The sequence below is a fragment of the Citrobacter telavivensis genome (genome assembly GCA_009363175.1).
In the GTDB taxonomy this organism is placed as follows: Bacteria; Pseudomonadota; Gammaproteobacteria; order Enterobacterales; family Enterobacteriaceae; genus Citrobacter_A; species Citrobacter_A telavivensis.
Genome location: CP045205.1, coordinates 3,615,158 through 3,627,222, shown reverse-complemented (window position 1 = coordinate 3,627,222; position 12,065 = coordinate 3,615,158). Strand labels below are relative to the sequence as shown.

Below are 12,065 nucleotides of genomic sequence, written 5' to 3'. Positions count from 1 at the left end.
GATTTAAACATGACGCAATTCGCATTTGTGTTCCCTGGACAGGGTTCCCAGACCGTTGGAATGTTAGCCGATATGGCGGCAAGTTACCCCATCGTCGAAGAGACTTTCGCTGAAGCTTCTGCGGCGCTGGGCTATGACCTGTGGGCGTTGACCCAGCAGGGGCCGGCTGAAGAACTGAACAAGACCTGGCAGACGCAGCCTGCGCTGTTAGCCGCGTCTGTTGCGCTGTATCGCGTCTGGCAGCAACAGGGCGGTAAAGCACCATTGCTGATGGCGGGTCATAGCTTGGGTGAATACTCTGCGCTGGTTTGTGCCGGTGTCATTAATTTTGCTGATGCAGTGCGTCTGGTTGAACTGCGTGGTAAATTCATGCAGGAAGCGGTTCCGGAAGGCACCGGCGGCATGTCTGCTATCATCGGTCTTGATGATGCGTCCATTGCGAAAGCCTGTGAAGACGCGGCAGAAGGCCAGGTCGTCTCACCGGTGAACTACAACTCGCCGGGTCAGGTCGTTATTGCCGGGCATAAAGAAGCCGTTGAGCGTGCTGGTGCAGCCTGTAAAGCTGCCGGTGCGAAACGTGCGCTGCCGTTACCGGTGAGCGTACCGTCTCACTGTGCGCTGATGAAGCCGGCGGCGGAAAAACTGGCGGCGGAATTAGCTACAATACCCTTTAACGCGCCGTCTGTACCGGTTATTAACAACGTGGATGTGAAGTGCGAAACTGACGCGAACGCCATTCGCGATGCGCTGGTGCGCCAGTTGTACAGTCCGGTACAGTGGACGAAGAGCGTCGAATTAATGGCGTCGCAAGGTGTCGAACACCTGTATGAAGTGGGACCGGGTAAAGTCCTCACGGGCCTGACGAGACGTATTGTTGATACCCTGACGGCCTCGGCTCTGAACGAACCGGCGGCGATGTCGGCGGCACTTGCGCAATAAAAGAGGAACACCATGAGTTTTGAAGGAAAAATCGCGCTGGTTACCGGTGCAAGTCGCGGTATTGGCCGCGCAATTGCAGAGACGCTCGTTGCCCGTGGCGCGACCGTTATCGGTACCGCGACCAGCGAAAGTGGCGCTCAGGCCATTAGCGATTACTTAGGTGCGAAGGGTAAAGGTCTGATGTTGAATGTGACTGATCCTGCATCTATCGAATCTGTTCTGGAAAAAATTCGCGCAGAATTTGGTGAAGTGGATATCCTGGTTAATAATGCCGGTATCACACGTGATAACCTGCTGATGCGAATGAAAGATGATGAGTGGAACGATATTCTCGAAACCAATCTTTCATCAGTTTTCCGCCTGTCAAAAGCGGTAATGCGCGCTATGATGAAAAAACGTCATGGGCGGATTATCACTGTCGGTTCTGTGGTTGGTACCATGGGAAATGCGGGTCAGACTAACTACGCTGCGGCGAAAGCGGGTCTGATCGGCTTCAGTAAATCGCTGGCGCGCGAAGTTGCGTCCCGCGGTATTACGGTGAACGTTGTTGCTCCGGGCTTTATTGAAACGGACATGACGCGTGCGCTGACTGATGAGCAGCGTGCGGGTACGTTGGCGGCAGTTCCTGCAGGTCGTCTTGGCGATCCGAAAGAGATCGCCAGTGCGGTTGCATTTTTAGCCTCTGACGAAGCAGGTTACATCACGGGTGAGACTTTGCACGTCAACGGCGGGATGTATATGGTTTAACCACGAGATACGCAAAATCATCCAAATTGTATCAAGGCGGCAAGACCGAAAAGCCTGCGAGCATAGATGACTATGTGACCAGGCATTGAGGACGCAGCCAACACAGAGACAATTTGAAGGGTGACGCGTAGAAAAATATTTGCGTTATTATAGGTCTTGGCCTCAAAATAACGTAAAATCGTGGTAAGACCTGCCGGGATTTAGTTGCAAATTTTTCAACATTTTATACACTACGAAAACCATCGCGAAAGCGAGTTTTGATAGGAAATTTAAGAGTATGAGCACTATCGAAGAACGCGTTAAGAAAATTATCGGCGAACAGCTGGGCGTTAAGCAGGAAGAAGTTACCAACAATGCTTCTTTCGTTGAAGACCTGGGCGCAGATTCTCTTGACACCGTTGAGCTGGTAATGGCTCTGGAAGAAGAGTTTGATACTGAGATTCCGGACGAAGAAGCTGAGAAAATCACCACCGTTCAGGCTGCCATTGATTACATCAACGGCCACCAGGCGTAAGTGAACATCTCCAGGCGGTCATTCGACCGCCTGAGTTTTATCTTTTTGTCCCACTTGAATCAATTATCCCTCCCTGGAGGACAACCGTGTCTAAGCGTCGTGTAGTTGTGACCGGACTGGGCATGTTGTCTCCTGTCGGCAATACCGTAGAGTCTACCTGGAAAGCTCTCCTTGCCGGTCAGAGTGGCATCAGCCTGATCGACCATTTCGATACTAGCGCCTATGCAACGAAATTTGCTGGCTTAGTAAAGGATTTTAACTGTGATGACATTATCTCGCGCAAAGAACAGCGCAAGATGGATGCCTTCATACAATATGGAATTGTTGCAGGCTGGCAGGCCATGCAGGATTCTGGCCTTGAAGTAACGGAAGAGAACGCATCCCGTATTGGTGCCGCTATCGGCTCTGGTATTGGCGGTCTCGGACTGATTGAAGAAAACCATAGTTCTCTGGTGAACGGTGGACCGCGTAAAATCAGCCCATTCTTCGTTCCGTCGACGATTGTTAACATGGTGGCAGGTCACCTGACCATCATGTATGGCCTGCGTGGGCCGAGCATCTCTATCGCGACCGCCTGCACCTCAGGCGTACATAACATCGGTCAAGCCGCGCGTATCATTGCATACGGCGATGCGGACGCGATGGTCGCGGGCGGTGCTGAAAAAGCCAGTACGCCACTGGGCGTAGGCGGCTTTGGCGCAGCACGTGCGCTGTCTACCCGTAATGAAAACCCGCAAGCAGCCAGCCGCCCGTGGGACAAAGAGCGCGATGGCTTTGTACTGGGTGACGGTGCGGGCATGGTCGTACTGGAAGAGTATGAACATGCAAAAGCGCGCGGTGCAAAAATTTATGCTGAAGTCGTTGGCTTCGGGATGAGCAGTGACGCTTACCACATGACGTCACCGCCGGAAAACGGTGCTGGTGCGGCCCTGGCGATGGTCAACGCGCTGCGTGATGCGGCAATTGAACCTGGTCAGATTGGTTACGTTAACGCCCACGGGACATCCACGCCGGCTGGCGATAAAGCGGAAGCGCAGGCTGTTAAATCCGTCTTTGGCGATGCGGCAAGCCGAGTGATGGTGAGTTCCACTAAGTCCATGACCGGTCACCTGCTGGGTGCAGCGGGCGCGGTAGAGTCGATTTATTCTATCCTGGCGCTGCGCGATCAGGCTGTTCCGCCGACCATCAACCTGGATAACCCGGATGAAGGTTGCGATCTGGACTTCGTTCCTCACGAAGCGCGTCAGGTCAGCGGAATGGAGTACACGCTGTGTAACTCCTTCGGTTTCGGTGGAACTAACGGTTCATTGATCTTTAAAAAGGTCTGACCGCCGTTCTGCTTCCAGGCTAAAAGAGGTCCGCTTGTCGGGCCTTTTTTATTGCGTGCACTTCCCTTGTCCTGCGCCATCCATCCTGCGACACTAACGTGCCACTCATAAGGAGCCACTATGTTCTTGATCAATGGCCGTGAACAGGAATCTCTTCCCGCAAGCGATCGCGCTATCCAGTTTGGCGATGGTTGTTTTACTACTGCGCGTATTCTCGACGGCGCGGTTTCGCTGCTGGCGGCGCATCTGCGGCGTTTGCAGGTGGCCTGCTCGACATTGCAGATCGCCTTTGATGACTGGGACGCGCTTGAACGGGAAATGACCACGCTGGCCGCTGGTCATTCGCGCGCGGTTCTGAAGGTGATCATCAGTCGTGGCAGTGGGGGACGAGGATACAGCGGCGCGAATTGCCATGACAGCACCCGCATTCTCTCCGTCTTTGCGTATCCGCAACATTATGACCTCTGGCGCGAGCAAGGGATCACGCTCGCCTTAAGCCCGGTTCGTCTGGGTCGCAACCCTCTGCTCGCCGGTATTAAGCACCTGAACCGTCTCGAACAGGTGCTGATCCGCTCTCATCTTGAGCAGACGGACGCCGATGAGGCGCTGGTTCTTGACAGTGAGGGCTGGGTTACGGAATGCTGTGCGGCTAATTTATTCTGGCGAAAAGACAATGTGGTCTACACGCCGCGCCTCGATCAGGCGGGAGTGAACGGTATTATGCGACAATTCTGTATCCGGAAACTGGCACAATCGTCTTTTCAGGTTGTCGAAACGAATGCCCGCGAAGAAGCGCTGCAACATGCCGATGAAATGGTGGTCTGTAATGCGCTGATGCCGATCGTGCCCGTTCGGGCTTATGGCGCTAACACGTTGTCTTCACGTGCATTATTTGAGTTTCTGGCCCCATTGTGTGAGCATCCGAATTAGTCATGAAAAAATTGTTTCGTGTTGTCCTTTTACTGGTTGTTGTATTGGGCATTGCCGCAGGCGCGGGAATGTGGAAAGTTCGCCATCTGGCGGACAGTAAAATCCTGATTACAGAAGAGACCATTTTTACCCTCAAACCGGGAACCGGTCGTCTGGCCCTGGGCGAGCAACTGTATGCGGATCGGGTCATTAATCGTCCTCGCGTGTTTCAATGGCTGCTACGGGTCGAGCCGGATCTTTCCCACTTTAAGGCGGGAACCTATCGTTTAATGCCGGGCATGAGCGTGCGCGAGATGCTGCAACTGCTGGAAAGCGGGAAAGAGGCACAGTTCCCGCTGCGACTGGTGGAAGGCATGCGGTTAAGTGATTATCTCAAGCAACTGCGAGACGCGCCGTACATCAAACACACTCTGAGTGATGATAACTACGAAACCGTCGCAAAAGCGCTGGGCCTGGAGAATACAGAGGCGCTGGAAGGTTGGTTCTGGCCTGATACCTGGATGTATACCGCCAACACCACAGATATTGCCTTGCTCAAGCGCGCGCATCAAAAGATGGTGAAGGCGGTTGAGCACATCTGGGAAGGGCGAGCGGAAGGGTTGCCCTATAAAGATCAAAATCAACTGGTAACGATGGCCTCGATCATTGAGAAAGAGACGGCCATTGCCAGTGAACGCGATCGGGTCGCCTCCGTCTTTATTAACCGCCTGCGCGTCGGGATGCGTCTGCAAACCGATCCTACCGTGATCTACGGGATGGGGGAGCGTTATAATGGCAAGATCTCGCGCGCGGACCTGGAGACGCCAACGGCCTATAATACCTACACTATCACCGGGCTCCCGCCAGGACCCATTGCGATGCCAGGTGAAGCCTCGTTGAAAGCGGCGGCGCACCCGGCTAAAACACCGTATCTCTATTTTGTGGCCGACGGTAAAGGCGGCCATACTTTTAATACTAATCTTGCCAGCCATAACCGGTCGGTGCAGGACTACCTGAAAGTGCTTAAGGAAAAAAATGCGCAGTAATTATATCGTCATCGAGGGGCTGGAAGGCGCCGGAAAAACGACCGCAAAAAATGTTGTGGTTGAGACGCTTGAACAACTCGGTATTCGCGACATGGTTTTTACCCGCGAGCCGGGCGGTACACAGCTGGCAGAAAAACTGCGTAGCCTGGTGCTGGATATCCGTTCGGTCGGTGACGAAACCATTACCGTAAAGGCCGAAGTGCTGATGTTTTACGCCGCGCGCGTGCAACTGGTTGAAACGGTGATCAAACCTGCGCTCGAAGAGGGTAAATGGGTGATTGGCGACCGTCACGACCTGTCCACACAGGCGTATCAGGGCGGTGGGCGTGGGGTCGATCAGCAGATGCTGGCGACGCTGCGCGATGCCGTGTTGGGGGACTTTCGCCCGGATTTAACGCTTTACCTGGACGTCACGCCAGAGGTGGGTCTGAAACGCGCCCGTGCCCGCGGTGAACTGGACCGCATCGAACAGGAATCGTTTGATTTCTTCAATCGTACCCGCGCCCGCTATCTGGATCTCGCAGCCCAGGACCCCAGCATCCGGACAATTGATGCGACGCAACCGCTGGATACCGTGATGAACGATATCCGTACCACCATCACCGAGTGGGTGAAGGAGCAGGGCGAATGAAATGGTATCCATGGTTACGACCTGATTTCGAAAAACTGGTAGCCAGCTATCAGGCGGGAAGGGGTCACCATGCGCTACTGATTCAGGCTTTACCGGGGATGGGCGACGACGCATTGATCTATGCGCTGAGCCGCTATCTGCTTTGCCAGCAACCGGAAGGGCACAAAAGCTGTGGTCACTGCCGTGGCTGCCAGTTGATGCAGGCAGGCACGCATCCGGATTACTATTCTCTGTTCCCTGAAAAAGGGAAAAACACGCTGGGCATTGATGCGGTACGTGAAGTGAGTGAAAAACTGTATGAGCGTGCGCGGCTGGGCGGAGCAAAAGTGGTCTGGATCCCGGATGCGGCACTGATGACGGATGCCGCTGCCAATGCGCTGCTTAAAACGCTGGAAGAACCGCCCGCGCAAACCTGGTTTTTTCTCGCCAGTCGTGAACCCGCGCGATTACTGGCGACACTGCGCAGCCGATGCCGTTTACACCATCTCGCGCCACCGGCGGAACAGTACGCGGTATCGTGGCTTGCGCGAGAAGTGACAGCGTCACAAGACGCGTTATTGACCGCGTTGCGCCTGAGCGCCGGTTCTCCGGGCGCGGCGCTGACATTACTGGACGCCGAAAGTTGGTCCCAGCGCGACGCGCTGTGTCAGGCGCTGGCAAGCAGCATCCCTGCGGGTGACTGGTATTCATTATTGACGGTGCTGAATCACGAACAGGCGCCTGCCAGACTACACTGGCAGGCGACATTAATGATGGATGCGCTTAAACGTCAGCACGGGGCCACCGCGATGACCAACGCGGATGCCGGGCAACTTATCGCCACGATTGCCGGCCAGTTGTCTCAGATGCGTATTCAGGCAATCCTTAACGCCATTTGCCACTGTCGCGAACAGCTGCTTAACGTGACCGGAATAAACCGTGAACTGGTGTTAACCGATCTTCTTCTGCAAATCGAACATTATCTGCAACCAGGCACCGTGTTGCCTGTTCCCCACCTGTAAGAGAAACATTATGTTTTTAGTCGACTCGCACTGCCATCTTGATGGCCTGGATTATCAATCTCTGCATAAGGATGTGGATGACGTGCTGGCGAAGGCGGCCGCGCGCGATGTGAAATTCTGTCTGGCGGTGGCAACGACGCTGCCGGGATACCGCGGCATGCGGGAACTGGTTGGTCAGCGCGATAACGTCGTTTTCTCCTGCGGCGTGCATCCGCTAAATCAGGACGAACCCTATGATCTGGAAGAACTGCGTCATCTGGCGGCTGACGAGGGCGTTGTGGCGATGGGAGAGACGGGGCTGGACTATTTTTATACCCCTGAGACAAAAGTGCGCCAGCAGGAGTCGTTCATTCAGCATATCCAGATCGGTCGTGAACTGAACAAGCCGGTTATCGTCCACACGCGCGATGCCCGCGTTGATACGCTGGCGATTCTTCGCCATGAAAACGTGACGGATTGTGGCGGCGTACTACACTGTTTTACAGAAGACAGAGAAACGGCGGGTAAACTACTGGATCTGGGCTTTTATATCTCCTTTTCCGGCATTGTGACCTTCCGTAATGCTGAACAGTTACGTGACGCCGCGCGGTATGTGCCGCTGGATCGACTGCTGGTGGAGACGGATTCCCCGTATCTCGCGCCGGTGCCGCATCGGGGGAAAGAGAACCAGCCTGCGATGGTTCGCGACGTGGCAGAATACATGGCCGTATTGAAAGGTGTGGCGGTTGAAGAACTGGCGCAGATAACCACCGACAACTTTGCCCGCCTGTTCCATATCAACGCTTCCCGTCTGCAGTCAGCCTCGTAGTTGAGTTTTTTTAAAGCTCGTAATTAATAATTAAAGCGAGTAAAGTTCACCGCCACAAAGTGGGCGGTGAATGAGCAATCTGACACATTCTGATACCCTTTTTGGCAAAATGTGCAACTTGATGCGCTCTCCAGAGTTGAAACGTGATAGCCGTCAAACTATATTTCGCCGATTTATTTTACTCTGTGTAATAAATAAAGGGCACTTAGATGCCCTGTCCACGGCGGGGTTCTCCCCCCTCGCCAATGCGTGTGAACGTAGAAAGCACAAATACTCAGGAGCACTCTCAATTATGTTTAAGAATGCATTTGCTAACCTGCAAAAGGTCGGTAAATCGCTGATGCTGCCGGTATCCGTATTGCCTATCGCAGGTATCCTGCTGGGCGTCGGTTCCGCAAACTTCAGCTGGCTGCCAGCCGTTGTATCGCACGTGATGGCAGAAGCCGGCGGTTCTGTTTTTGCAAACATGCCGCTGATTTTCGCTATTGGTGTCGCGCTTGGCTTTACCAACAATGATGGCGTTTCGGCTCTGGCTTCGGTTGTCGCTTATGGCATCATGGTGAAAACCATGGCTGTGGTCGCGCCGCTGGTTCTGCATTTACCTGCTGAAGAGATCGCAGCAAAACACCTTGCGGATACGGGTGTACTCGGGGGGATTATCTCCGGTGCGATTGCAGCGTACATGTTTAACCGCTTCTACCGTATCAAGCTGCCTGAGTATCTGGGCTTCTTTGCTGGTAAGCGCTTCGTGCCGATCATTTCTGGTCTGGCGGCGATCTTTACCGGTGTGGTCCTGTCCTTCATTTGGCCGCCGATCGGTACTGCTATCCAGACGTTCTCTCAGTGGGCTGCTTACCAGAACCCGGTCGTGGCGTTCGGTATTTACGGCTTCATTGAACGCTGCCTGGTACCGTTTGGTCTGCACCATATCTGGAACGTTCCTTTCCAGATGCAGATTGGCGAGTACACCAACGCGGCAGGTCAGGTCTTCCACGGCGATATTCCTCGCTACATGGCGGGCGACCCGACTGCGGGTATGTTGTCTGGCGGCTTCCTGTTCAAAATGTATGGTCTGCCGGCTGCTGCCATTGCTATCTGGCACTCCGCTAAACCAGAAAACCGCGCCAAAGTGGGCGGCATCATGATCTCCGCAGCGCTGACCTCGTTCCTGACCGGTATCACCGAGCCGATCGAGTTCTCCTTCATGTTCGTTGCGCCGATCCTGTACGTTATCCATGCGATTCTGGCTGGGCTGGCGTTCCCGATCTGTATCCTGCTGGGTATGCGTGACGGTACGTCGTTCTCACACGGTCTGATCGACTTTATCGTGCTGTCCGGTAACAGCAGCAAGCTGTGGTTGTTCCCGATTGTTGGTGCGGGCTATGCGATTGTTTACTACACCATCTTCCGCGTGCTGATTAAAGCGCTGGATCTGAAGACTCCGGGTCGTGAAGATAATACCGACGACGCGAAAGCGGGCGCGACCAGTGAAATGGCACCGGCGCTGATTGCGGCGTTTGGTGGTAAAGAAAACATCACTAACCTGGATGCGTGCATTACCCGTCTGCGCGTCAGCGTGGCTGACGTGGCGAAAGTGGATCAGGCTGGCCTGAAGAAACTGGGTGCGGCAGGTGTGGTGGTTGCCGGTTCCGGTGTTCAGGCTATTTTCGGTACGAAGTCCGATAACCTGAAAACTGAGATGGATGAATACATCCGTAACAGCTAAGACCAAATAAGTTGGGGAGAACTAAGGCAGCCAAATGGCTGCCTTTTTTACATTCTGGAACACCTGATGACGCGCTGATAACCGGGTAAAGCGCCAACGCCGTCATCGACAGGGCGATCAGAACTGATAGTTTGCGGTGATGCTCACGTTGCGCGGCTCACCATAAACAATCGATCCTTCGACGTTGGTGTCGTAGGTTTTATCGAACAGGTTGTTGACGTTACCCTGCACAGAGAAGTTTTTGGTCACCTGGTAGCGGGTGAACAGATCCACCAGTGCGTAACTGCCTTGTTCTGCGCGGAAGGTGCCGTATGGCGTCGCGGTGTCGGTGTACACGCGGTTCTGCCAGTTCACGCCGCCGCCCACGGTCAGGTCGGGCATTACCGGCAGACGGTAGCTGGTGAACAGCTTGACGCTGGTACGCGGCAGATTCGGATTGACGGCGTTGCCTTCATTATCTTCCGCAACGTACCGCGTTGCGCCAAAGGTCATCTGCCAGTTATCGGTGATCGCCCCGTTAACTTCGAATTCAACCCCTTTGCTGACGGTTCCGTTCGCCGTTTTATACGCGATATCGCCATTGGTACCCGGAATTGGGGCACCTGTCGATTGGGCAACGTTATCTTGCTCAATGCGGAACACGGCGAGGGTGGTGGTCAGTCGGCTGTTCATCCAGTCGGACTTCAGACCTACCTCATAGTTGTTGCCGGTGACCGGCGTGAGGTATTTCCCGCTGCTGTCGCGTTTGTTCTGCGGCTGGAAGATGGAGGTGTAGCTGGCGTAAGTTGACCAGTTATCATTGATGTCGTAAACCAGACCGGCATATGGCGTGGTGTGGTTTTTCTCCATGCTGTAGCTCAGGGTATCGACACGCCAGTTGGTGTAGCGCGCGCCGAGGATCAGGTGCAGCGGGTCAGCCAGCGAAATACGCGTCGCAGCGTACAGCGACTTCATGTGCGTGGTGTCGTCCTGGGCCAGCGACTGGGGTGCCCAGTCGGTTTGCGGGAAGTTGCCATTGAAGTTATTGAAACTGCCAATCTCAGCCGGGAAGACGTTTGCCCAGGAGCTGAAATAGCGGTTGTTCTGTTTGCTGTAGCTGCCGCCAAACATCAGGTTGTGCTGACGACCGAACAGGTCATAACCGCCGTCGGCAAAGAGATCCAGCGCATCAACCTTACGCTTGCCGCTGTTCCAGCCCGTGCCGCCAACGTAGTCATAGCCCGGTCCGTAGCTGCCGTAAGGACCGACCAGCATGCCATCTGCCTTATTCACGTACGCATCGACATACATCGTTTTACTGTCGAATTTGATTTCCGAGTGGGTCGCATTCATCGTCGCCTGCCAGGTGTCGGCAAAACGCTGTTTGAGTGTGACAAAGACTTTGTTGATCTCTTTATCGTTATACGCCCAGTCTGGCGCGGTGCTGCGGGCGCGGTCGTAGCTGTTTTTGCTGCCGTCGGTATTCCAGCGTGGCAGACCACCCCAGGTAGGGCTGTCCACTTTGATTTTCTGATATTCATAGCCGGCGGCAAGGCTGGTGGTTTCACCCAGGTCAGCATCAATAATGCCCGAGAAGAAGTTTTTCTCGCTGTGATAGCGATCGAGCCAGGAGTCGTTGTCCTGATAACCCGCCACAACGCGTGCGCGCACATTACCGTCATCGGTGAGCGGACTTTGCAGATCCATCACGTAGCGCTGTTTGTTCCAGCTGCCATATTCCGCCGATACGTTGCCTTTGAACTCACGACTGGTCGCATGTTTACGGATCATATTGATGGAGGCCGACGGGTTGCCCGTACCGGTCATCAGGCCGTTTGAGCCGCGCACCACTTCCACGCGCTCGTAGAGTGCCATATCGGTGAGGGCATCACCCAGATTCCAGCGGGATTCGAAATAGGTCGGAATACCATCGACCATATAGTTATCAATCTGGAAACCACGGGAGAAGTAGCTGACGCGGTCAGAGTCCGCCTGGCTTTTGCTGATCCCGAGCGTGCTGTCCATCACGTCGCCCAGCGTTTGCAACTGCTGGTCATCCATGCGTTGCTCGCTGATGATGCTGACCGACTGCGGAATATCGCGTTGGGTCATCATCATTTTGGTTCCGGCGGTAGTGGATTTGACGCTGTAATCCCGTTCGTCACTGTCCGAGGTGGTCGCTGGCGCAGAACCGTCGACAATGACGGTCTCTTCTGGCGTGGCCGCCGCGAAACTCATGGATGGCATCAGTGCCATAGCGATACAGGCTGCCAGCAACGATGGTGTTGCAGCAGCCTGACATTGTTCATCCCTGTTGTGTGTTGTGAAAGACATCAGAAAGCCCTTAATCGTGAACGAGTCCTGGCTCAGGCCGTAAGAGGTGGCGATGAGCCCCTTTTTATTTTTCTAACCGTTAAATGCGCATGAAAATGCAAAT

Annotated in this window: 11 protein-coding genes; 10 read left to right on the top strand and 1 reads right to left on the bottom strand. The window is 54.3% G+C overall.

Going from position 1 to position 12,065, the window contains the following annotated elements; all coding sequences use genetic code 11:
- Positions 1-9 precede the first annotated feature (9 nt).
- The 10 genes from fabD to ptsG all read left to right on the top strand — a co-directional run bounded on the left by fabD (position 10) and on the right by ptsG (position 9,649).
- Complete coding sequence (fabD, locus tag GBC03_19750; GenBank protein QFS72277.1) at positions 10-939, top strand: ACP S-malonyltransferase; 930 nt, start codon at positions 10-12, stop codon at positions 937-939.
- Between the two features lie 12 nt (positions 940-951).
- Positions 952-1,686 carry a 3-oxoacyl-ACP reductase FabG gene (fabG, locus tag GBC03_19745; protein QFS72276.1) on the top strand — a complete coding sequence of 245 codons (735 nt, stop codon included), beginning with the start codon at positions 952-954 and terminating at the stop codon, positions 1,684-1,686.
- A gap of 277 nt (positions 1,687-1,963) precedes the next feature.
- Positions 1,964-2,200, top strand: coding sequence for an acyl carrier protein (acpP, locus tag GBC03_19740; protein ID QFS72275.1), 237 nt, complete (start codon positions 1,964-1,966; stop codon positions 2,198-2,200).
- 86 nt (positions 2,201-2,286) lie between these two features.
- Positions 2,287-3,528 (top strand): beta-ketoacyl-ACP synthase II, encoded by a 1,242-nt coding sequence (fabF, locus tag GBC03_19735; GenBank protein ID QFS72274.1) that lies wholly within the window; start codon positions 2,287-2,289, stop codon positions 3,526-3,528.
- 120 nt (positions 3,529-3,648) lie between these two features.
- The gene (gene pabC / locus GBC03_19730) at positions 3,649-4,458 is read left to right on the top strand and encodes an aminodeoxychorismate lyase (protein QFS72273.1); all 810 of its coding nucleotides are present in this window, start codon (positions 3,649-3,651) and stop codon (positions 4,456-4,458) included.
- Between the two features lie 2 nt (positions 4,459-4,460).
- Entirely contained in the window at positions 4,461-5,483 is a 1,023-nt protein-coding gene (yceG, locus tag GBC03_19725; protein QFS72272.1) for a cell division protein YceG, read from the top strand.
- Entirely contained in the window at positions 5,473-6,114 is a 642-nt protein-coding gene (locus tag GBC03_19720; GenBank protein QFS72271.1) for a dTMP kinase, read from the top strand. The genes yceG and GBC03_19720 overlap by 11 nt, the downstream gene beginning before the upstream one ends.
- Entirely contained in the window at positions 6,111-7,115 is a 1,005-nt protein-coding gene (gene holB, locus GBC03_19715; protein QFS72270.1) for a DNA polymerase III subunit delta', read from the top strand. Before GBC03_19720 ends, holB begins: the two co-directional genes overlap by 4 nt.
- 10 nt (positions 7,116-7,125) lie before the next feature.
- Positions 7,126-7,923 (top strand): metal-dependent hydrolase, encoded by a 798-nt coding sequence (locus GBC03_19710; protein QFS72269.1) that lies wholly within the window; start codon positions 7,126-7,128, stop codon positions 7,921-7,923.
- A gap of 292 nt (positions 7,924-8,215) precedes the next feature.
- Positions 8,216-9,649 (top strand): PTS glucose transporter subunit IIBC, encoded by a 1,434-nt coding sequence (gene ptsG, locus GBC03_19705; GenBank protein QFS72268.1) that lies wholly within the window; start codon positions 8,216-8,218, stop codon positions 9,647-9,649.
- A gap of 117 nt (positions 9,650-9,766) precedes the next feature.
- Here the strand turns inward: ptsG and fhuE are convergent, their stop codons facing one another.
- Positions 9,767-11,962, bottom strand: coding sequence for a ferric-rhodotorulic acid/ferric-coprogen receptor FhuE (fhuE, locus tag GBC03_19700; GenBank protein ID QFS72267.1), 2,196 nt, complete (start codon positions 11,960-11,962; stop codon positions 9,767-9,769).
- Between the last annotated feature and the right edge of the window lie 103 nt (positions 11,963-12,065).